Consider the following 22,220-nt stretch of genomic DNA (forward strand, 5'->3'; position numbering starts at 1 on the left):
CCATGCAATTGATTACACCTAAAGCATTCCATCCCATCTTCTTATTTCTAGTCGGGGTAAGTGGTGTCTTTTGCGCCCTATATGGTTCACTCGTCCTCGCCAGTCTATTCGTCGCCTATGTCCTCTACGGCTGGTATATGCCGAAGTGTCTCGAATACTTAGCTAATCAGATCGACGTCCGACTGGTCGAAACGACACGTGCCTTTCGTGACGATGAACTCGCCATCCCGTTTGCTTTAGAAAACCGGGCAAGGTTTCCGCTCGGTAAAGTCACTGTATCCGGCTTGCTCGGGGATCAGGTCCGAATCGATGGTGCAGGCAGTCAATTTTGGCGGCATCATCTGTTCGTCGGTAAAAATCAAATCGTTCCGTTCGAAATTGACGTCATCGCCGCACATCGCGGAACGATTCGGATTCAGTCGTTCGATGTGATGATTTCAGATCCGTTCCATACGATGACGGTCTACTTGACATTACCGATTCAACAACTCGGGCATGTCTTCCCGGACTTCGCCCCTGCTTCCGTCGAATGGAACGAACGGCAAATCCCCGGTGAGACGGTTGATCGGTCGAGCCCGTTCACGGACCGATCGAGCTTTCATTCCGTCGTCCCTTATGCGGGAGACGCCAAGACAATTTACTGGTCAGCATATGCGAAGACGAGCGAACTCTATTCCTATCAATACGACCGTGTCCGGAATCATGATTATGCCGTCATCATCGACGGTCTGTCCGGTGACGGATTGTCCTTACGGAGTGACTTTGAAAAACTGCTGTCCCGTGGTGCGACAATCATCCGGGAACTTGAAAAACAAGGTGCCTCTTACAGTCTTTGGATTTCGATGGTCAATCGGGATGGTCAGTGGTATCATGTTCCGTCCGGAAAAGGAAAGGAACAGTTTTTACGGACGATGGAGTGTTTGGCACGCCTGTCAGAGTACGACTTACCGCTTGAGCGCCGCTACTTCATGAAACGTCTCCAACGGGCCGTCCCGTCGACGACTGCCGCGATCCACCTCGGTCATCGGCAAAAGGAGGTGAGCGCATGATGTTGCTCTGGTGGTTACTCATCATCAGTCTCTTACAGACGATGGCACTCCCGTTGCTTGCCTTTGCGCTGCTTGCCGTCCTACCCGTTCGGAAAGTCCGGATTCTTCTGCAAGTGATCGCTGCGCTCGCCCTGTTTTATGTATCACCATTGATCAGCATCTTCTTATTGTTAGCGACTGCGATCGGTGCCTTCCTCGAGACGATCGAACTCGAGTACCGCTTTGCTTTGACGGGTGCTGTCTTCGTCGGGATTTGTTTCTTGTACCCCGGACTGACACCACCGCTCCTCGCCTATGTCTTGCTTGGTCTACTCGTCCTGACGCCATTCTTAAAGCGACATTTCGTCGAGTGGCGCCGGATTTTGACGAGCGTCACGCTCGCCTTCGGACTTAGCTTTTTGCTCGTTTTCCTTCTTCGCCTGATGAAGGAAGCATTGTTCGGATCCGTCGCAAATTTAATGCGCCCCGCCTTCGAGGCATTCGGTTCACTCTTTACGTGGACGATTCCGCTTTCGGAAAAGGTCGATGAAAAAACGCAGACTGGTGCAACCCTCGGCAACATGGAAGCGGTCGAACCCATCAAACAAGGGGCAATGAACGCCGCGACGATCCAGGTGTTTAATTATGCCGCCCTCGGACTGGCTCTCCTCGTCGTCGGACTGATGTTCTATTTCCTCCGTAAACGACGCGTCGTCACGGTGGAGCAGGACGAGATCGTCCGACCAACCGCCAAAAAGCGGACGAAGGCCGCGAAAAAGCACAGTCAGCATCCGTTGCTCCAACTCGCCTCGCAATTGGAGCAAGCCTTTCCACGCAAACGCGATGAGACGACATACGAATGGCTTGAGCGAATCACCTTCCCGGAAGTCGAACGCAATGCCCGCTTGATCGACGGAATCGAGTTTAGTCAAAGTGAACCCGCCTATGATTTACAAGTTTTCCGTCGTCAGGTTCGGGAACGTATTGAACAATAAAAAAAATCTCCATCTCTGTAACAGAGAATGGAGATTTTTCATTTAGTTGAATCAATTTTCGATGCTTTACGTGCGATGACGACGATAAAGACGATTGCACCGACAGGAAGCACTAACGGCATCCAGTCGAGGATATACTGTGTGTTCATGGTATCCCCCCTTATTGGCATGAGCTATAAGCGTAGCATATTCCAAATAACGGGATGATGCAAGTCTCGTTACAGCCGTGGTAAGACCGAATAAGCGATTGAATAATACAGTAAAATACTCGTTGCAAGCGAATAGACGACAAGAATTACCGGGATATGTTTGAGTTGACCACGACGTTTAAAGAGACGAATCGAAAAGACTGTAATGGCTAGTGCAAAGAGTGGACTAAAACCAAAAATAACGATATCCATCGTTTCTAATAGTTCTTCCGCAAAAAGTAAGTTAAAAGCGAAAATAAACAATAAGTACCAGGAAGTATAGGATAGACAGACGAAGAATAGATACAATAGTCCATCCATCCAGCCCCGTGTACGGCGATTTTCCATCTGTTGCATGACGTTCCTCCTACATAAGTATCAGATACCCTTAATAGTAGACGGAAAAGATACGCGAAAATATTCAAATATGAATATACGACAAAAAACGACAAAAAGTGTCCTTGCAAGTGAAAGGACACTTTTCGCAGCATTAGTTTACAACAGAACTTTCCTGATAGATTCGCGCCAACTGAAGGACCTTCTCTTTAAAGGTTTCACGACGGATGCTCGGTTCGATGATTTCAGCTTGGTTAGCAAATTGAATCAACCATATCATGAAGCCTTCCGAGAAGAGGGCACTGACTTTAACCTCAAACCATTCCTCGTCGATTCGTCGACAGCGGATATCCGTCCCGAATCGATCGACGACCGTCGGCATGACGCTTTCGTGAAATTTTAACGTCAGTTGCTCATCTTCCCCTCCGTACATGTTGAACATGTTACTCAAGTAGGAAGGATCCACCTCGACCGGAGTCTCTGCCGGTTCGAATACACTGCACTGGACGATCCGGTCGACACGATATGTCCGAATCTGCTGGACACGTTCATCACGACCGATTAAGTAATAGTTCCCGTTATCGACAATTAGGTGCGCTGGTGTGACGAGATAAAAATCACCATCTCGGCGGAGCTCGAACTTCCGCGTCCGTTCATTAAACTTCCCTTGGTACTGAAAGCTGATGATTTCTTGTTCCGTAATCGCCTTTTGAATCGTATCGATCGAGAACGGAATCATTCCTTTTGGTTTTTTTACCGTATGGATGACGGGGTTCAACGTCTTCGCCAACCGCTCGCTCGTCAATGATTGAATCGTTCGAACAAGCGCCTTCGTCTCACTTTCCGAAATGAATTTCGCACTTGCAATCGCGTCGACGAGTAAACGCAACTGGTGATGCTCAAACCGCCGGCTGACGAGATGATATGGCGTCGCCAGTCCATTTTTCGTCTCTTCTTTGACGACATCAAACCCTGCTTTCGCGAGGGCCTCAATATCGTCCTTCAGCGATTTTCTTGATAATTTTTCAATCAATCCTCGTTTTGATAAAGCGATACTCAAGTCTTCTAACGTCAAGGTCTCCTCTTCGTCCGAGTATTTTTCAAAAATATCCCGAACAGCCAGTAAGCGATCACGGTTTGATAATTTTTCAGTAGGCACGGTACATCCTCATTTCCTATCGTTACGGTATTTGATTATACTTCGAGTATACCGTAAATAAATAATAATATTAACAATAAATTGGTAAAATTTATATCGTTAGGAGAATTTGGATGCATTTGATTGGTGAATGGAAGGAACAACAATTTGATTACCGGGATAGCGGAACAGGTCCCATCATTCTGTTAATCCACGGTACACAGTCCGATTACCGGGAAATCTATCATGTCGAAAAATTAATTCAAGCCGGGTACCGCGTGATTGTCCCGTCACGTCCCGGATACGGAAAAACCCCGCTGCGGTTAGCGGAGTCTCCTGTCGAGCTAGCTGCGTTCTATAAAGGTTGGATGCAAGCACGTGGTTTTACGCGCTATACCATCTACGGTATCTCAGCAGGCGGTCCGACAGCAATCGCCCTAGCGAGCCAAAACGATGCTGCTTGCTCACTCGTTTTAGCGTGTGCGATGTCTCATCAAATTTCACTTCCATACCAGAACGTATTGATTCAACCGCTCTTGCAACGTCCACTCCACTTCATTCAGTGGGTATTATGGACATATGTTAAAGATAAGTTAAAAAAATTTCCTGAAGAGGCGTCCGTCCGGATGGTCGAAATGACGAGCCTATTGCAACGTAGTGACATTCGGTCACTCTTGACGCATGAGGATGAACGCTTATTGTATGCCGTCGGACTACAGAACGGTCCCGGGCGCGGCGTCTTGTTCGACATCACTCAGCAGCTTGAGCGACAGACACTCGAAACGGTCAGCTGCCCAGTCCTAATCGTCCATTCACAAGCCGATCGCGCTGTCCCGTTCGAGCATGCCCGCTATACGCAGCGTCTGATCCCCCATGCCCAGTTCATCGAATCGAAAAGTCCGGGTCATTTGATTTGGATTGGTCCTTCAGCACGACGAGATGAACGAATGATTGAACGCTTCATCACATTAAATCACCTGTAAACGAACATGTAGCTTCATTTTTTCATTTTCCTCGACAATCGAGATGATTCCCCGGGCCGTCAATTCGTCGATCGCCTGCTCCGTCCGTTCTTCGTTCAAGCGGGCACAGCGGGCGATTTCTGCGATGCCCATTCGACAGGACAGTTGATTCGCTTTGATTTTCGACGAAGGTTTGGCAACGGACCGTTGCAACAAACGCCAAAAGACATGACGGGCGTCGTCCGATAATGCATAGGCGTTCTTTTCAATGACAGGGGGTACATACCGAATGTCTTCACGGATTCGACGAATTAAGTACAGGCTGAGCCATTCCTCGAGTTCAGCTTGAATCCGGAAAAATTCAAACCACCAAAGTTGATCAAGTGCTAGTTCCTCATCACGGCTGAGCATCCAGCTCGGTGGGATTTGATCAAACTCCTCTTCAAGCCAGTCCTCATAATCAAGTGCCGTCTCATAGAGGACTTGCGGCGAAATTTGAGCCAACGATTCCCGTGATTTATAGATATCAAAGCTCATCCGACGAAAATGTTCGACGGACGCTGCGACTTGACTGAGATGAACGAACTTTTTCGTGATGAGACGAGCGAGACCGTCTAAATCATGGTGCATCACATAAAGGTGTTTTTCTAAAGCAATCAAAATACTTCTTTCCATCAGACGTATCCTCCTCTTTTCCTGGTGTGCTGATAGTCTTTTTCCGCAATCCCGGTTTTCAAAACCATTCTTAGAAGCAAATCAGTTTATTTCAACGTTTCCTTTGTCTTACAATGGACAAATAGCGATTAATAAAGGAGATGAAACGAAGATGTATACGATTTACGGCAGTTCTAGAAAAGGGAACAGTGAATGGCTCGGTGTCCGCGCATTCGAGGGCATTCCTCATGTGTCGGTCGATTTAGCCAACACGATGATTCAACCTGTGGAAGACCGGCGGCATCATGGTGGGTTCTTACCGATTGGCGATGATTACCGGCGGATCGTGGAAGAAATGCTCGAGCATGACGACATCGTGTTCATCACGCCGATTTACTGGTATTCGATGTCCACGAAGATGAAGCTCTTCATCGACCGCTTCAGTGAATCGTTGCGTGATGAAGACTTACGTTTCCGTGAGCGGATGCAAGGCAAGCGATTCCACCTGATTGCTGTCGGCGGCGATGATCCAAAAGAAAAAGGACGCGCCCTTGTGACACAGTTCGACCATATCGCGACCTTTTTAGGAGCCCGTCTTGAAACGGCAATCCTCGCGGAAGGGAATGCACCGGGGGACGTCGAACGCGATACGGTCGCCCTTGCAGAGATTGATGCGTTCCGAGAAAAAATGTCAAAAGCGTACGTTTAAGGAAAGTTATGTAAGGGAATCTTTTGATTAGTTCCATTCTGTAGTCAGACTAATCGGAGGTGGTGCTAGATGTTACAGTCGAAAAAACGCAATGAACGCAAGTGGAAACGACTTAAGACACGCAATCATATCGTTTTACTAGAACAGCTATTTCAAACGGATGAAGAAATACGGGTCGTGCGACCACGACTTGATTCTCACTCCACTCCCTTAAATCCAATCAAGCCTTCTCGTTAAGTCGTATAGGAAAAAAAAGACGCATTTGCAATCGCAAATGCGTCTTTTGACTGTTTAGTCGTTTTTGAGCTTCACATTTTGGTCTGCAGGCAAGGTTGTCGTCGTTTCCTCTTCTTCAAGCTTCGGTACACCCGCTCCATAATCTTTCGATTCATCTGCGACGTAAGATGCGGCATAGGCCGGGTTGATTAAGTCTGACTTCGATCCGACAATGACGATATGGCCATGGCGGACTTCATCTTCCAAACTTTCTGCAACATCTTTCGTCATGCCAAGTTCAGATAGTTGGGCGATACGATCTTTTCGATTACTACGGACGGTCGCCATCAATGTTTCAAAAAAAGATTTTTTCGTGACGCGGTAAGCAAGCGTCTGTGTATCGTTCGCAATCCGTTCTGCCAGTTCCTCGTCTTTTGCAAAAATATAAATTTGTTTATTTGAATACCCGCCTGACTTTAAACTCGTTATTTCTGCATCGACGCCAGTCATGTCACGGACAATACGTGTTTCAATCATGTTCGTTCATCTCCTTCATACTAAGCCTCAGTTGGCTGTCTCAATATAAAGTTATTCCCGAAACATAATGAATAAAACATGGATTTCAAAAACTGCTTATGAAACTTTCTTTAGTGACGTGCCGCGTCGTTGTTTACGAAGTACGGTCAGGATGATGATGAGGCCTACCAGCACTTGCGGCACCACGGTTTCAATCGTCGGATAAAATCCGATCCAGGCGACGGGCGGCAACGCAAGTGGATGGACAGGCAATACACCTGTCAGTTGGAGCGCGTGCAGACTTACACCGAGTATCTTAAAGGCCATCACATAGATTAAGATGGTCGCGCCTAAGAATAGACGGCGAATCGGCAAACGGACACCGAAATAGATGACTGCAATTGACACGAGTCCGATCAAGAGAATCGCTGCCAAAATGCCTCCACCTAAGGCGAGTGGCGTCATCGCCGGTGCCATCCCGACATAAAAGAGTAACGTCTCCGCACCTTCCCGGAAAATCGTCAAGAAACTGACGATGAAGAGTGAAGTCCGCGATAGGTCGGACACGAGTTGCGTCTGACGGGAAGTAATGGCCGTTTTCGAATGTAACCAATTTCCGACCAGTAACATCACGAGAACGGCGAACAAGCCGGTCCATCCTTCAATTTGCTCTCGTCCGACACTTGCGAGCGCGGTCGAGAAGAAAAATTGAATGATTAGCGCAAGCAGACCACTCGCTAAAAGCCCGAGGACGGCTCCGAACCAGATGTGCCGTTCCCCCCGTAAATTCGCTTTACGTGTTAAGGCGACGAGCGCACTGATAATCAGCAACGCTTCAAGTCCTTCCCGGACCATGACGAGCATCGCGTCGACGAACGTATAGCTCGTCTGGTCGGTCAGTTGTCCGAGCGATGCGCTTAATTCCTGTAACGAAGTGATTGTCGCGTTCCGCGTCTCCCCGTTTAAGCGGGCGAGCAATAAAGGGACGTCCGTCTCGACTTGCGTATATAAAGCACTGTCTCGTGTCCGGACCGCCCCTTCTCCGCTCGGCCACTGGGCAATGAACGTCGTCAAAGTCGACCGCGCCCCGTCAAGGTCTTTTGCAACGAGCGCATCCGACGCCTGATCGAGTAAACGAATCAAATCGGTCAACTCGACTGATGCCGTCTTGACGATGTCCCCTTCGACGAATGAGTCGATGCTTGTATCAAACTGGTTGAGGGCCTCGTTCCATTCCGTCTGGTCGAATGTCTGGCGTGCTTGTGCGATGCGAATCGCAGATAACGCCATCTCGACTTTTCCGTAGTGACCGATGCTTTCTTCCCGGACGACGCTCTCACGGGCCGTCCATTCCTTTAACAAAGTCTGTTCGAGTGTCTTTCGCTCACCCGCATCCGCTTGCCGCATTTGCTTGGTCACTTCATGTAAATCAAGCAGACGGGTCCGGGCCGTCGCATCCTGCGCGGGACGCATTGTTTCTTCGAGCGTCCGGACGGCCGTCGACAGTGCCGTCAAGTCCGCACTGATCGTCGCGAACGACGCATCCTGATGTTGTTTCAGCGTCGATAAACGCTTTAAGATGACGGCTTTTTCATCTGAGTCAGCCAGTTCCTTTGATTGTTTAGCTAACGTCGCGATTCGTTTTGAAAGTGCATCGCGATCTTCCGCCTTCACGGCTGAGATGGCTTGACCAATCGACACGTAAAGGGCATCGGTTTTCGCCTCTGCACCCGCATGGGGGATGAGCGTGCTACATATAAGGAACACGAGTAAGGCAGCTTTAAGCAAAGAGCGCATCACCGATGTAACCTCCTTTTTGAATGCCGCCGAAACACGCGAACAGCGCGCTTCCACGATGAGTAATGTATTCATTCATCCGGTCAGAAGTTGCGAGCCGTTCTTGGATCGTGATGAACTGCTCCGGCGATCGCTGATACGAGAGGAACAACAGACCGGCGTCTAATGCGCCTGTCGTCTCATCAACGCCATCCTGGTAGGAGTAGGAGCGTCGGAGCAGTTGCACCTTTCCTTCACCATGCGCGACCGCTGTATGCGAGTCTGCCGGTAGTTCTGTTTCCCCCCGTGCGATTCGTTTCGTCGGTGTAACGGACGCGAACTCATCTTTTGAACCGAGTGGTGCCCCGGACGCCCGTTCGCGCCCGAATGTCCGCTCCTGCTCCTTCAAAATCGTCCGGTCCCAGACTTCAAGGTGCATCTGAATCCGGCGAACGACGAGAAACGTCCCGTTCGTCAGCCAAGGTGAACCATCACGCCATTGATAAAACAGCGTATTCTCCCGCGTCGCCGCTTTCGTCACGTCAGGATTGCCTGTCCCATCTTTGAATCCGAACAAGTTCCGCGGTGTCCCGCCTGTCGCATCTGCCACTTTCGACCGCTGGAAACCGGCTTGCGTCCAGCGAATCTTGACGACCCCCCGTCCGATTCGGGTCAAGTTGCGTAACGCGTGGAAGACGACTTGCTGGTCGTCCGCACAAATTTGGACAATCAAGTCCCCGCCGGACCATTTCTCATCGAGCTGGTCCAAATCAAATGTCGGTAAATCTCGTAAGAGTGCCGGGCGTTTATGGCCGATGCCGAAACGATCCCCTTCAAATAAACTAATTCCGCAACCGAACGTGAACGTCAAGTGACTTGCAGATAACCCCTCTGCTTCACCGGTGTCGTCCGGTGGGATGTAGGCGCTATCTGTTTCGCCGAGCGATAGTCCTGCTGATAAGCGCGCGCAAGCCCGCGTCCAGCGCTTCAATAAATCAATCAGCTCGTCGCGGCGATCCGTCTTGACGTCAAAAGCGACGAGTTGGACATGATTTTGGGACGGCGTCATGATGCCCGCTTGATAGGTGCCGTAAAACGGGACTTGATCGGACGCCTTAGCCGTCAAGGCGCGCGGTAAGAAGCGTTCGACACCACTTGCATAAAAAGCTGCACCGAGACCGGTCAGGCCGGCGACTTTTAAGACATCACGTCGCGTCATGCCAGCCTCTAATGTTGGTCGTGTCATGATTATCCCTCCAGTACGATGCCCATCTTCGACAGCGGTTCTGCCAGTTCGTTAATGGCTTGACTCAACTGTTTAACGTCGGTTTTTGATAAGTCCGTATAGAGGACGTACCCCTTTTCCGTTTTCTTCGCTTCTAATAAGGCATTGACGTCCTCAAAGCGCGCTGCGATCTCTTTTGACAACGCGTCGTCTTGTTTCATCAGGCTCGGGTTCAATAACTGATAAATTTTTTCCGCCCCTTGGACGTTCGCTGCAAAATCATAAAGATCGGTATGTGAATAGCGGTCTTCTTCGCCTGTCACTTTCGAAGTCGAGACTTCATTCAATAAATCCGTTGCCCCCGTCACGAGAAGCTCCGGTGTCACATCGACTGTTTCGACTTTTGCACGCAAGAGGTGGACGTCCTGCATCAATTGCTCCGCGTATTGCTCATACCCTTTTGTTGTTCCCTTTTCGAACAAGCCTTGTTCGATCCGGTGATAACCGCCCCACTCGGATTCCTTGACGTCACCTGCACGGGCATCGATTTTCGGATCGAGGTCACCGAAAACTTCCGCGATTGGTTCCGCCCGTTCATAGTGCATCCGCGCCGGTGCATAGAGCGCTTTCGCCTTTTCAAGGTCTCCTTCCTTGACGGCCGTCGTGAAGGCTTCTGTTTTATTCGTGAAGGCATCCAGTTCATTAATTGCATAATCGCGGTAATCGGCGACGACCTGATCGAATTGGCCGTCCGCTGTTTTCGGTGTCGCTTTTGTCGCTGTTTCTTGTTCCCCGCAAGCAGCTAACAAGGTCGCGAGTGACAAGGCACTCGCCGTAAGGATTTTTTTATGTGACATGATTCATTTCCCCCAAATCGTTAAGTAAGTTCAGTTGTTAGTATAGACGACAATGATAATCGTTATCAATATAAATTTAGAGGTAACATGAAAAACCCGTCCTGACGAGCGTCATCAGGACGGGTTTTTGCTCATTTAGTTGTTTTTTCGCTTTTTAAAATACGTCCGTGAAATGATGAACGCCACGATTGCAAACCCGATAAAGACAAACGCTTTTTGGACGAGCGTCAAGAACGATAAATCAAACACTAACAGCTTAATCGCACTGACGCTAAGTAGCAACAGACCGGATAATCGCCAGACGGACAAATTACGGATCCGACCAATCGTGACGAGAAGCAAGGCAAGTAAAATGTAGGCAACCGATAATGTCGTACTGCGATTCGTTTCGTCGAGTCCGTCATAAAACGGCAGTTCCATGACGAGTAACGTGTACGTCGTCAGGACGCCGACGGCTGCGACAACTAGACTGATCTGGAACGTCCCGTCCTCGACCATCGCGCGGTGTTGTTGCACGAGTAAATAAATTAAACCACTCGTCGCAAGTACTAAGGCGACGACCGAAAGACGAAACGAGTCATTCATTGCCGCGTACATACCCGACTGCGTAATCTGGTCGAAGATGAAGTAGACATACAAAGCGAGAGCAATCATCCGTTGGTACGGCATGTGCTGGCGTTTGACGAACCAAAGGCCGATCAGGATGCAGGCGAACAACAGGGCTTCGAACTGCTCGCTCAGGCGGAGTATGTCATAGGGAATTTGCGTGATCGCGTAGAACACCGTCGCGTGACCGACTGCATTGTGCCAGGCATCTTTCGAGTAGTTAGCGATGCTATAGGCAAGCCCTGCCAGCACGAGGGCAATCAGTGTCCCCCACTGCCAATCGATGACGGCTAGAATCGCAATCACAATAAGACCGGCCCCGTAACTCGGATAGTTCCGCTTCATCCGGAGACGTTGCCCAGTGAAGGCGGTCCCGATGTAGCTGACGAGCGACGCAGCAAGCAGTGAGATTTCGTCAGACATGGACGGTGGTGAAAAGCCGACCATGCTCATCGCTGTAACGAGAGCGATCGTCAGGAATCCCCAGCTGACGACGAAACCGAGAATCGTTTTTAAGCGAATCGCGGCATAGAATAAGGAGGCGAACAATATCACTTCATACAGTAAAAACAACGAAATGTTCGCTTCGTCTGCCAGTTGCAGAAACGGGAGTAAAAATCCGGTGATTGAGACGAGAATCAGGAGGACACGTGACGCCATCCATAACATTAATCCGAACGTAATGAATAAAATGACGAGTTCGAGCGAGAAGGCAAGACCCGGCGAATAGAATTGATACAACGCCATGCCAGCGAACAAGGCGGCTAAAGAAACGATGGTCCCCGTCGCGACGAGCCCGACGCCGAGTTCTCGTCGCTTTTTCTCATACTGATACTCGCCTACTCCGATTAAGAGCAATCCGATGAGCACTCCGCTGCCGACTCGGACCGCTGGATTGACCCAGCCGGAGATCGAGGCGTAAGAAAATAAGAAAATTGCCCCAATCGCGGCAAAAATTGCGGCGATGCGCGGTAACCAGATGGTCGCAATCATGTGTTCCCACTCATCGCGCGTCTGGATTTGTTTGATTTTTGGTGAAAACGTGTCGTCTTTTTTGACGAAGGCGGGTCTTTTTTTCGGTGTCGCGACCGTACTTTGCTCCGGAGTAGACGTTGGATGCGGAACAGGATGCAGCTGTTCGAGTTGCGCGACACGTAACTTCAACGCCTCGAGTTCCTGTTCCAGTTGGGTGATTCGTTGTTCTTCCATCATTCCACCCTTTCTTTATTTTAGATGGTACTAGTGTACCTGTTTCTTCTGCCTTTTTCTTATTTTTTCAAAAATAAGGAAACATCAGGTGACGATACAACGAAAAAAACGACTTCCGCCCTTTTGGAAAAGGTGAAAGTCGTTTGTTCAGGTGACCGGTTAACGAACGGATAACGCATATTGTCCCGTCGTGTTATAAACAGATGTGAACTGTGCGCGACTGACGGCGTATTTCCCACGATACGGATCAGACACGTAGAACGAACTGCTTGAAACACCCGTCACGAGCATGACGTGATAGTTCCGGTACCCGGTAAACGTTTTGCCGTCCGGCTTGATCCAAGAGAAGTAGCCATATGGATTTTTGAAATCAACGGTCGCCCAGACGATGACGGGATTCCCGCTCCAGATTTCACGTTCAATCTTACTGACACCTTGTTTGGAGATATCGACGGCGCCACTCCGGTATTTTTTAGCGAGCGGGAGAATGCCTTTTGGATAGACGCCCCAGTTTTTGTAGTAAGAGAGCGTCCCGGCCGGATCACCCGTAAACATTTTTTCTGGATCGGCCCAGTAGTATTTCCCATTTTTGTAGGTCGCATTGCTGATGCTTTTCGGTAGTTGTTTATAGAGCGACGCAGCCGAAACAGACTTTTTCTTGTAGGCGAGCGCCATCTTCAGCGAGACGAACTCGCAACCTGACGGATAACCTAACGTGTATTGATTGTAGTACGGGACATTTAATTTTTTAGTCGTACTGCTCGTTGGCTTCGTTTTCGTTAAGTACTGTGTCGAGACATAACGGTAGCTCCCGCTATATAAAATACGTGTAAAGCTACCTGACGTACCATACGTTGCGACTTTGACCCCTTTACCGAGCTGGGTGACGGATTTGTATTTTGTGCTCGGGCCCGTTCTGACGTTTAACGTCCCGACCGTCGTATACTTCGTGCCGGTCGATGTGTACTTCGAGGACGTCGTCGATGTCTTCACATAATCTTTGTGTATGTACCCTGTGCGTGATTTATAGGTGATTTTGTACCAACTTCCCGATGTTCCTTTTGACGTATAGACGTTTCCTTTGACGACATTCCCGAGAATCTTGCTTGAGGTCGTCGGCTTTTCACGGACACGTAAGACTGCGGTCGTGATGGTCAGCTTCGTTGCGGCATGTGCGACGAGCGACGGACTGAATACGCCAAACAGAACACCAGCGACGATGACACTTGAGAAAAACTTCTTCATGATAGACCCCCTTAACAGAATGACAATACGATGATATACACCATTTTTCCCAAGTTATTGAAATAATAATCATGATTTCAAAAGAAAATTCTAAAAAAATAGCAATATCTTCATTCTTTGTAACAAAAAAATCTTCCTGTTGTATATGCACAACAAGAAGATTCAGACTGTAGACAAAGTTCTATCGGGAGATCAAGCGTCTTTGTTCGTTGCGTTCCTCGGGCGAGGCGCAAGCCGTTGCTCCTTGGATCCTAGCGGCCAACGCGCAGGGTCTTGCCTGCCTCTAAACGTGCGTTAAAAACGCACTTTTTCCCGTAGGAGTCAACGAAACATGACGCTTTTTAGCTAATACCGTGACTAAAAAGCCGGGCATGGAGACGTTTTAAAGCGCAATCCGTCTTGAATCGCTTTTAAAGCACGAAAAGTAATCGGTCGCGACCCTTTAGCTTTTTAAATGAAATTCAATTTTTAATATTGACGATAAACGGTGACGGTTGAGTGAACGCCTGCTCGAGCACATGGGCGACGAACGTCGTCTCTTCTTCCGTCACTGGAAGAGGGGCATCTTCAACGATACTCCGGTAAAATGCCCGATATAATTTACCGTAGTCACCAATCGGACTCGGAATCCGGACATTTTGAAGATGATTGTGGTTATCATGATAGAGTAACCGACCGAAATCATCTTCCGAATCTTCCCCGAATCCTTCTTCCCCTGGGAAGTAGTCTGCTTTTAAGTCAAGCTCTTGCCGATCGACATGCTGTTTGATGAACGTCCCGTTCGTCCCATGGATCATCCAGCGCGGAGCGGGTGCCAGTGCGACATGACTCGTTCGGACACTCGCCTTGAAATCGTCATAATAAAAATCAAGCGCAAACGTATCGTCCGGAATCGCAGTACCCCGGACGGTTCGGATGTCATAAGCGACTTGGTTCGGTCTTCCGAACAAGGCAATGATTTGATCAATCGTATGGACGCCGAGACTATAGAGCGCACCGTTCTCATTCGCCGTATTCGCCGGCTTCGCATCCGGGCGATACAAGTCGAAATGCGAGACGACTTCGACGATGCGACCGAGCTTTCCGGACGCAATGACTTGGGCGACGGCTTGAAAGTCGCTATCGAAACGCCGATTTTGATAGGCGAGTAGCTTGACGCCTTGCTTACGTGCTTCCTCAAACAGTTGCACCGCTTCTTGTTCTGTGACGGTAAAAGGTTTTTCGACGAGGACGTGCTTCTGCTGTTGCAACGCCTTCAAGGCATAGGCAAAATGCGTCGCAGGCGGTGTGTTGATGACGACGACTTGAAGCTTCTCGTCCGACAACATCTTGTCGAGGTCCGTCGTGAACTGGACTGCGGGAAGCTTGTCCATATATTTTTCCTCTAACTCCGGTTTTGCCGTCCGATTATAAATCCACGTCACCTCGAAATGGGGATCAATCATGACATAAGGCAGATGATAACGGGTCGTGCTCTTACCGAAGCCGATGAAGCCAATCTGAAGTCGCATCCTATCACTCCTCGCAATTACTTTTCTTTTACCTTAACAAAGCGGCTACGACTTGTCTTGAACAAATGACCGATTATGCCGTCGCTTCGATTCGTTCGTACTCATATGTCGAAAATCCGTCATATGTTCCTTGGTACGTAAAACCGACCGACGTATAATAGTCGTTTAAAAATGCATTTGACGCCACGCAGTCGAGGCGAAGTGTTTCCCCTTCGTAATCCGTCAACTCGATTACATAATCAAGAAGTTGTTTTCCGACGCGGCGTCCTTTCGCCAAATCACTGACGACAATCCGGTGGATATAAAGACCTTCTGTATCTGCCCATAACGAGCGATCCCATTCCATCGAAGGAAGCAGGGCAACGGAACCGAGCAACTGGTCGTTTTCTTCAAAAACAAACAGTCTTCCGGCATCAAGATCCTCTTGGACGAGTGTTTCGATGTCTTGTTCAAGGTAAGCAGACCACTGTGTGCTGCCCGTCGCTTGGAGTGCGAGCGCCTTGTGCTCGAGTAGTGTTGCGATGTTTCGAACGTCTTGTGATGTAGCTAGTCGTATCATGTTGTACCTCCTGTAAGCAAAAATTCTTCTTTATCCTAACGAAAACTGCACCAGAAGAAAACCGTTTTGCTCGCATCGCTAAAAAAAAATCATAAAAACGCATCATTTTGTGATTTTTTTCATATTCTACAATTTTATTTTTAAATATCGTATTCTAAAAGTGTGATCAGACCCCCAGTCTTCACAACGTGGATCTACCGGCTTCCCACGAGCCGGTAGGCCTTTTTTTGTCTTCAGTCGAGTCCGACCCATTTTTTCGATAGACGGCGCGCATCTTCACGGTAGCGCGTATCCTCGACGACCGGGTTACTGAGACGTGGTGCGGAATCGGCGTAATAGCCGCCATTGTCGAGCCGGTCATTCGTCGTCGCGAGGTACAGTGCGGTTTTCGCCCCGTACTCCGGCGTATACAGTTTCCCGGTCCAGTAACCGATTTGAGCGATCGGCTTTAAAAGCACCTTCATCGCTTTGCCGTACTTGCCACGATAGAACAAGTCGGTATTGACGATGCCGGGATGGACGCTGACGAATGTCACATCGTCCCCATACTTGTCCGCGAGTTCACGCATGTGGACCATCTGTAGCAATTTCGATTCGCGGTACGACCGCATCGGGTTGTATTGTTCTTTTTTAACATGGGCAATCGATTCCAGTTCGATATCTGTTCGGACGAGTCCACCTTCCCCGGCGAGCGATGAAATCGAGATGACCCGTGGATCGTTTCCGTGTTGAAGGAGCGGCAGCAAGCGTTCAATCAAATAGAAGTGACTCAGGTAGTTGACTTGGAACTGGGATTCGAAGCCGTCTTTCGTCAAATGATACGGCGGGACCATGACCCCGGCATTTAAAATCAGGCGATCGATGCGACCAATCTGCTCAAACAAGTGGTCTGCAAACCGGCGGACGGATTCCAGTTGGTCAAGTTGAACGATTTCGATTTCAAGATTCGTATGCGACACCCCATGTTCACGTAACATTTGGACGAGCAGTGTTGCTTTCTTCTCTGAGCGGACGGTCGCAATGACGCGGTCCCCCCGTTCAAGCAACGCTTGGATTGTCACCATTCCCATCCCCGAGTTTGCGCCTGTCACGATACATATGTTCATTTCCATTTTCCTCCTCTAATTACGCTTTCTTCGTTTACATGCATATATATTGAGTGTTTTCCTTTTTCCGTCGATTTATACACATCATTTCAAAAAAAGACTTCTCCGCCTGCAAAAGAGGTGAATAGCGTATACTAAACGTAACAGAAGAGAACCCTGCCCCGATTCGAGGAGGTATGCATGTGCATGAAGGAACCGTCTTACTACTTGCCGGTATTTTGTTACTACTCGCAATCATCACGACCAAGTTCTCCTTTCGTCTCAACGTCCCGACCTTGATTTTATTCGTGTTCGTCGGCATTCTTGCAGGAACGGATGTCGCAGGATGGATTGCTTTTTCTGACTTTGAACAAGCGCGTCTATTCGGAACAATCGCCCTCGTCATCATTTTGTTCGATGGCGGTCTCAACACGAAATGGGGCGATTTCAGGCAAGTCCTCCCTGCTGCCCTTTCGCTTGCGACGGTCGGCGTCGTCATCACGACTGGCTTGATTGCACTCGTCGCCCACTTCATTCTTGATTTCAGCTGGCCGATGGCGTTACTCGTCGGCGCCCTCGTCGGCTCGACCGATGCAGCGGCTGTCTTTTCCTTACTGAGCGGACGTCCTGTCGATGAGAAGGTCAAACATACACTGGAAGCGGAGTCCGGAACAAATGATCCGATGGCTGTCTTTTTGACGATTCTCTTTACAGAACTTGCGCTCGATCCGGAAAGTTTCTCGATTATCAGTGGCGTCCTGTCTTTATTCTACGAAATGGGAATCGGTTTACTCGTCGGTCTCTGTATCGGCTGGTTCTTGACACAATTGATGAACCGGATTCAGCTTCAAGCATCGGCCCTGTATCCGACACTCTTGATCAGCGGCGCCTTACTGTCTTACGGGATCGCGACGAGTATCCATGCGAGTGGCTTCCTCGCCGTCTACGTGACAGGCATTTGGATCAGTAACCACGACATGATTTACCGCGACATCTTGATTCGTTTCAGCGGCAGCTTGTCGCATCTGGCAGAAGTCGGGATGTTCATCATGCTCGGACTGCTCGTCTTCCCGCGCCAACTGCTCGATCCGCAGATGCTGCTCATTTCAGGCATCATCGTCGTGACGCTGATTCTCGTCGCACGACCACTCGCTGTTTTCATCTCACTTCTTCCCTTTCACTACAATTACCGGGAGCAAAGTGTCATCACGGCTGCCGGACTACGCGGCGCCGTACCAATCATCCTTGCGACCTATCCGCTTTCGAGCGGACTTGCGAACTCCTATCTCTTGTTCAACATCGTCTTCTTCACTGTCATGACATCGGCTTTACTGCAGGGAACGGCCTTACCGTGGATTGTCCGTGTCATGAAGCTCGAAGTGAAACCAACGATCGGGATTGAGCCGTTGATTCAATTCATGACGGTCGCAAATCCGAATGCTGAAATCGTCGAGGTCAGTGTCCCGTCGTTCTGTCGGATTGACGGGAAAACATTGCAAGAGATTGAGATGCCGCAGGATCTGCTCGTCGTCGCCGTCATTCGTGACGATGCCATCATTACCCCCCGCGGTCAGACACGATTGATTGGTGGCGATCAACTCCTGATTCTGACGCCGAAACAATCGGAAGAACGGATTCGAAAGCTGATTGCCTCGCTTGGTCTTTAAAGTTAAAAAGGACCGATGATTCCGTGAAAAAAGCGGGATCATCGGTCCTGTGATGGATGTTGGACGGGATGTCCGGTACTTTGTTCAGACGTAAGAGTCCTATCCCAGATGGATGTTGTTGCGACGTTTAAGTCAGCCAGCCTTTCAGCGTCTCCATCCGGTCCGTGTGGCGTTTTAAGTCGAGGATCGTCTGTTTCACCTGTTCTGTACCGATTCGTCGCTCCGTTTTATCCGCACTGAATGTCCGGCTGATATTATAAGCGAGCCAATCAAGTTTGCTCGAATAGCTACAGGCGATTACAGCCGACCATTTCGCATCCCCTAGGTTATTTTTCGTTGTGTAACCACTAAAAAATGCTTGAAACTTCTGCTTGTTCAGATGCCCCGTCTCATCCTCTGACCAGTAAAGCGCCGTCTCAAGGACATCAAGGACAGGATGAATCGGACCCGCCGATTCCCAGTCAATGACGACCAGGTCGTTTTTCGTCCATAAGACATTTTTAGGATCCAAGTCGCGGTGACTCATGACGCAAGCGTTGGATAGGAACGCTTCTGCTCGCACTGCTCGCTCGTTCCACACTTTTAACGCCTCGGTGATTTCGCTTAGGGCAACACTCCACTCGGCGTCGATTGCTTGGCCTCTTTTGAGATGAGTTGTCCAGTCGTGGCTAATCGTTCCAACCACTGCGGGGACCATGCCAGCATCAAGTTGGTGTAAGCCTGCGAGATAGGTCCCGATGGTATTACAATGGGATGGCTGGATCTCCTTCAAGGAAAGCAGGTTGCCGTCGACCCAGTCAAAAATAAGAAAGTACTCGTCAGCTATCTGTTGCACCGCTTCCCCCCGTATCCGTTTTGCCGGAAGAGCGGAAAGGTGCCGACCTGCAAGCAATGCAAAATCTTCCGCGTTTTTGAAGTTCGCAAACGCGTCAGGTCGTCTCATAATCTGCGGATTCAAGCATTTTACAGCATAATGTCCTTTTGTCGTCCTCAGTCCATACATGTCATGGATGAAACCGCCGGAAAGGGGGCGTGGGTCTTCTGTCCGTTCGCCTAAATCAAACAATACACAAATCTGATCAAATCGGTATGATTCCATATGTTTCTCCTGTTATCTCCGTTATTTTTTACGAACTTTTTCGCCTTGAGAGGCGCCAGAATCGATTGAACCGTTAACTTATGCGAAAAAACCCCCGACGTTTTTTCGCAGGGCGAAGACATCGGGGGTTCGATCCTCATTCAATAGAATTTACTTGTTTTCTACCAGCGTTTGTTCCTGCTGACGAATGTACCGGACATCGAAGTGGTCCGTCAACTGTCTGATGCGTGAAGTCGTATCAGACAGATTCGCGAGTGTAGCTGACGTTCATCGTTGTTCCTCTTCTCGTCTAATCTCGATCGTTCCGGGTGGGCGGTGCGGTAATGTAATGGATAGTCCTGCGAACTGGAAGTGGTCACGTCCGTTTTGTGCACGTTCAATCCAATTGACTGCCTCTTGGCGCGCTAAGCCATGCCGGATCCGGTTCTCCGCCTGTGTCCGTGAAATCCCGGTACAGACGACCTCTGTCAAGTAGGTCCGTTCATCGGACTCAAACTGTTGCCAAATCCCGAGGATGAGTTGTCCGACAGCACTGACGGGTGTCCCGTCCGGTTCACCGGCGCTGACGGCCTCGTCAAGCGCATGAATCGCTTCGGTACACGTGTCGCCGAGTGCTAAAATCCGTTGGGATGCTTTTTGCATGATCCGGAACCGTTTTTGTCCGTCTTCCAGCCATAACCGCTGTGCAAAAGGGTCGACGGGAATGCCATGAAAGAATGTGACCGTCCCGCGCCAAGCGAAGCCGAACGACGGATCGTAGTCACGAATCGTCTCCATCGCTTGTCTGTGGAATCGTTTGATTTCTGACCGTTCCTCATGCAATTGGTCGCGCAATCCTGCCGTATCATCAATCGCAACCGCAAGCGGCGTCATCGTGAACAGTTCATTATCGGCAATCCGGTGCGGCATCAGGACTGCTCCATCGAACCGGTAATCGTTCGCCGGGCGTCCCGTCCGCCCGACGAACATGTGCCACCTGCCTTCCGCTGCGGCGAATGCGTACGCTTGGTGTGCGAACGGTGGTGCCACGAACAGTCCAGGAAATTCCTCGAACGTTTCAATCCGGATCGTTTCTCCGTCATACCACTCCCGTTCGATTGCCGCGAGCAACTGCCCCGTCGGAGATTGACGGTCCGTCAAATAACGACCGGTATTGCTATAGAAGCCGAGTAAAAACTCACGCTCTTCTTCTTCGAATGTCACCATCGTCAGTTGGAACAACGATTCGATTTGTGCTTCGGCGAACGCATCCTCGACCGTATCCGGATGGTGCGATTCAATCGCAATCATTTTCCAGCCCATCCGTTCATATAAGTTGATCGTCACGGGGAAGAACAAAAAGGCTCCGTGGGTCGCCTCGAGCTTAATGATGTCTTGCATGGCAAGGCGTTCAATCCGTAAGTTAAAGCCCATTCGTTCGAAGTGATCCTGTAAGCGTCTTTTCCAGTGCGTAAATTCCATGATCCGTCCACTCCTCTCTCGATTCGTTTAGGCGCGTTTTCGTAGCGGGTTCTTCGACCAGTAGAGGTATAACGCAATCAGACCACCGACTCCGATGATGTAAGAAGGTGTCCCGCTGACTTGGAAGATGACATCGGGATTCGGGACGAACGTAATCAAGACCGCTTTATACGTTGCAAATAAAACGAAACTGATGATGAACTGTCCCCAGACACGTCCTTTGACGTCACGTATTTTCGGTGACGTGATTAAGATCGACATCGCGTCAATCAAGAACAAGGCGATGATTGAGAACAACAAATAGTCGGCGAGTGCGAACTGAAAGACGCCATCGATTCCCTCGATGAAAATATACATCAAGATGCTTGAGACATAGTTCCGTGTCCAGCGTTTTTGTGTCTCAGCACGACGCTGTTCCGGAATCGCTGCAATCATCATGTCGAGTCGCGCTTCCGGTGTTTGCCCATGGACTTCTTCGAACGGTCGTTGTTGCCGCTGCGCTTCATACAAATCAGCCTGCAGTTGACGTTCGATGTCCGTTCGCTCCGGTTCTTCCGCGTTAACGTTCAAACGGGGTAACAATGATTCAAAAATGCGTGTGTTAGCTTTCGTTAATTTCAAGCGACATCCCTCTTTTCCATGTTTAAGTATAACGGTTTATCGGGAAAAATACTTAGGTGAAGATGACGATTACTTGACGAATCCCACTTAAATGTTCAGAATAATCAAAAAGTGTAACTTTTCTTTTTTCAATTTCGTAGGATAACAAAAGAAGGAGTGAGCAACGATGCGCCAAACACTAACGAATGCCGCACTCATCACGCTATTGACCAGTGCCGGGATCGCGTTTCCTTTGACGAACGAAGCAGATGAACTGGATCCACCTGTCGAAACGGAACAAATCGAACCGCTTGATGAGCAAACCCCCTAAGCGGTGTTGACTCAAACGGGAGCACGTCTCTCGATTAACAAAAAACAAGGAAGACGGTTCTCCGGTGTTCGCCCCGGAAATCCATCTCCCTTTTTTTAATGCGGTCTTGCGAGATACACGGCAAAGATGACCAGGAGGATCCCCGGGACGAGAAACAATATGTAGGAACGCTTCCGTTTCCTGCGCGAAATGCTGAAAATTGTCAAGTAGATTCCTAGTATGAATGACAGCAACATGATGTAAAAAC

Annotated in this window: 21 protein-coding genes; 6 read left to right on the forward strand and 15 right to left on the reverse strand. The window is 49.3% G+C overall.

Going from position 1 to position 22,220, the window contains the following annotated elements; genetic code table 11:
* Positions 1 to 2: 2 nt before the first annotated feature.
* Together KNP99_RS02670 and KNP99_RS02675 are read left to right on the forward strand one after the other, a co-directional pair.
* Positions 3 to 1,049, forward strand: coding sequence for a DUF58 domain-containing protein (locus tag KNP99_RS02670; protein ID WP_088837174.1), 1,047 nt, complete (start codon positions 3 to 5; stop codon positions 1,047 to 1,049).
* Positions 1,046 to 2,023: a hypothetical protein gene (locus tag KNP99_RS02675; RefSeq protein WP_239456896.1), complete on the forward strand. Its 978-nt coding sequence runs from the start codon at positions 1,046 to 1,048 to the stop codon at positions 2,021 to 2,023. Before KNP99_RS02670 ends, KNP99_RS02675 begins: the two co-directional genes overlap by 4 nt.
* A gap of 218 nt (positions 2,024 to 2,241) precedes the next feature.
* Here KNP99_RS02675 and KNP99_RS02680 read toward each other — a convergent pair whose 3' ends face one another.
* Positions 2,242 to 2,568 carry a hypothetical protein gene (locus KNP99_RS02680; RefSeq protein WP_088837175.1) on the reverse strand — a complete coding sequence of 109 codons (327 nt, stop codon included), beginning with the start codon at positions 2,566 to 2,568 and terminating at the stop codon, positions 2,242 to 2,244.
* Positions 2,569 to 2,701: 133 nt separating this feature from the next.
* Positions 2,702 to 3,706, reverse strand: a complete 1,005-nt coding sequence (locus KNP99_RS02685) for a helix-turn-helix transcriptional regulator (RefSeq protein WP_214766137.1) — start codon at positions 3,704 to 3,706, stop codon at positions 2,702 to 2,704.
* A 113-nt stretch (positions 3,707 to 3,819) separates the two neighbouring features.
* On the opposite strand from KNP99_RS02685, the gene KNP99_RS02690 reads away from it, so the two are divergent.
* The gene (locus KNP99_RS02690; RefSeq protein ID WP_088837177.1) at positions 3,820 to 4,668 is read left to right on the forward strand and encodes an alpha/beta fold hydrolase; all 849 of its coding nucleotides are present in this window, start codon (positions 3,820 to 3,822) and stop codon (positions 4,666 to 4,668) included.
* Here the strand turns inward: KNP99_RS02690 and KNP99_RS02695 are convergent.
* Positions 4,654 to 5,322 (reverse strand): hypothetical protein, encoded by a 669-nt coding sequence (locus KNP99_RS02695; RefSeq protein ID WP_088837178.1) that lies wholly within the window; start codon positions 5,320 to 5,322, stop codon positions 4,654 to 4,656. The two genes, KNP99_RS02690 and KNP99_RS02695, sit on opposite strands and share 15 nt — an antisense overlap.
* A 151-nt stretch (positions 5,323 to 5,473) precedes the next feature.
* Between KNP99_RS02695 and KNP99_RS02700 the strand changes: the two genes are divergently transcribed.
* Complete coding sequence (locus KNP99_RS02700) at positions 5,474 to 6,010, forward strand: flavodoxin family protein (protein WP_215193022.1); 537 nt, start codon at positions 5,474 to 5,476, stop codon at positions 6,008 to 6,010.
* Between the two features lie 291 nt (positions 6,011 to 6,301).
* On the opposite strand, the gene KNP99_RS02705 is transcribed toward KNP99_RS02700, so the two are convergent.
* From KNP99_RS02705 to KNP99_RS02745, 9 genes are all read right to left on the reverse strand, one after another.
* The gene (locus KNP99_RS02705; protein WP_088837180.1) at positions 6,302 to 6,763 is read right to left on the reverse strand and encodes a YflT domain-containing protein; all 462 of its coding nucleotides are present in this window, start codon (positions 6,761 to 6,763) and stop codon (positions 6,302 to 6,304) included.
* A gap of 96 nt (positions 6,764 to 6,859) precedes the next feature.
* Positions 6,860 to 8,539 carry an FTR1 family iron permease gene (locus KNP99_RS02710; RefSeq protein ID WP_215193045.1) on the reverse strand — a complete coding sequence of 560 codons (1,680 nt, stop codon included), beginning with the start codon at positions 8,537 to 8,539 and terminating at the stop codon, positions 6,860 to 6,862.
* Positions 8,523 to 9,764 carry an iron uptake transporter deferrochelatase/peroxidase subunit gene (efeB, locus tag KNP99_RS02715; RefSeq protein ID WP_215193023.1) on the reverse strand — a complete coding sequence of 414 codons (1,242 nt, stop codon included), beginning with the start codon at positions 9,762 to 9,764 and terminating at the stop codon, positions 8,523 to 8,525. Before efeB ends, KNP99_RS02710 begins: the two co-directional genes overlap by 17 nt.
* Positions 9,765 to 9,766: 2 nt before the next feature.
* Positions 9,767 to 10,600 carry an iron uptake system protein EfeO gene (efeO, locus tag KNP99_RS02720; RefSeq protein ID WP_214766144.1) on the reverse strand — a complete coding sequence of 278 codons (834 nt, stop codon included), beginning with the start codon at positions 10,598 to 10,600 and terminating at the stop codon, positions 9,767 to 9,769.
* 135 nt (positions 10,601 to 10,735) lie between these two features.
* A complete protein-coding gene (locus tag KNP99_RS02725) occupies positions 10,736 to 12,415 on the reverse strand; it encodes a DUF2339 domain-containing protein (protein WP_215193024.1) in 1,680 nt (559 codons plus the stop codon).
* Positions 12,416 to 12,574: 159 nt separating this feature from the next.
* Entirely contained in the window at positions 12,575 to 13,660 is a 1,086-nt protein-coding gene (locus KNP99_RS02730) for a C39 family peptidase (protein WP_214845745.1), read from the reverse strand.
* 461 nt (positions 13,661 to 14,121) lie between these two features.
* Positions 14,122 to 15,171 carry an oxidoreductase gene (locus tag KNP99_RS02735; RefSeq protein ID WP_088837186.1) on the reverse strand — a complete coding sequence of 350 codons (1,050 nt, stop codon included), beginning with the start codon at positions 15,169 to 15,171 and terminating at the stop codon, positions 14,122 to 14,124.
* 73 nt (positions 15,172 to 15,244) lie between these two features.
* On the reverse strand, positions 15,245 to 15,730 hold the full coding sequence (locus KNP99_RS02740; RefSeq protein WP_029330260.1) for a GNAT family N-acetyltransferase: 486 nt from the start codon (positions 15,728 to 15,730) through the stop codon (positions 15,245 to 15,247).
* 233 nt (positions 15,731 to 15,963) lie between these two features.
* On the reverse strand, positions 15,964 to 16,836 hold the full coding sequence (locus tag KNP99_RS02745) for an SDR family NAD(P)-dependent oxidoreductase (RefSeq protein WP_088837187.1): 873 nt from the start codon (positions 16,834 to 16,836) through the stop codon (positions 15,964 to 15,966).
* 176 nt (positions 16,837 to 17,012) lie between these two features.
* Here KNP99_RS02745 and KNP99_RS02750 point away from each other — a divergent pair, with 176 nt between their 5' ends.
* A complete protein-coding gene (locus tag KNP99_RS02750; RefSeq protein ID WP_239456722.1) occupies positions 17,013 to 18,482 on the forward strand; it encodes a potassium/proton antiporter in 1,470 nt (489 codons plus the stop codon).
* A 127-nt stretch (positions 18,483 to 18,609) separates the two neighbouring features.
* Here the strand turns inward: KNP99_RS02750 and KNP99_RS02755 are convergent, their stop codons facing one another.
* From KNP99_RS02755 to KNP99_RS02765, 3 genes are all read right to left on the reverse strand, one after another.
* Positions 18,610 to 19,581, reverse strand: a complete 972-nt coding sequence (locus tag KNP99_RS02755; protein ID WP_088837189.1) for a phosphotransferase — start codon at positions 19,579 to 19,581, stop codon at positions 18,610 to 18,612.
* Positions 19,582 to 19,848: 267 nt separating this feature from the next.
* Entirely contained in the window at positions 19,849 to 21,042 is a 1,194-nt protein-coding gene (locus tag KNP99_RS02760; RefSeq protein ID WP_088837190.1) for a hypothetical protein, read from the reverse strand.
* A 27-nt stretch (positions 21,043 to 21,069) separates the two neighbouring features.
* The gene (locus KNP99_RS02765) at positions 21,070 to 21,663 is read right to left on the reverse strand and encodes a hypothetical protein (protein WP_214771088.1); all 594 of its coding nucleotides are present in this window, start codon (positions 21,661 to 21,663) and stop codon (positions 21,070 to 21,072) included.
* A gap of 166 nt (positions 21,664 to 21,829) precedes the next feature.
* On the opposite strand from KNP99_RS02765, the gene KNP99_RS02770 reads away from it, so the two are divergent.
* Positions 21,830 to 21,973, forward strand: coding sequence for a hypothetical protein (locus KNP99_RS02770; RefSeq protein WP_214766150.1), 144 nt, complete (start codon positions 21,830 to 21,832; stop codon positions 21,971 to 21,973).
* The last annotated feature ends 247 nt before the right edge of the window (positions 21,974 to 22,220 follow it).

The organism is Exiguobacterium sp. s95, from assembly GCF_018618655.1.
In the GTDB taxonomy this organism is placed as follows: Bacteria; Bacillota; Bacilli; order Exiguobacteriales; family Exiguobacteriaceae; genus Exiguobacterium_A; species Exiguobacterium_A oxidotolerans.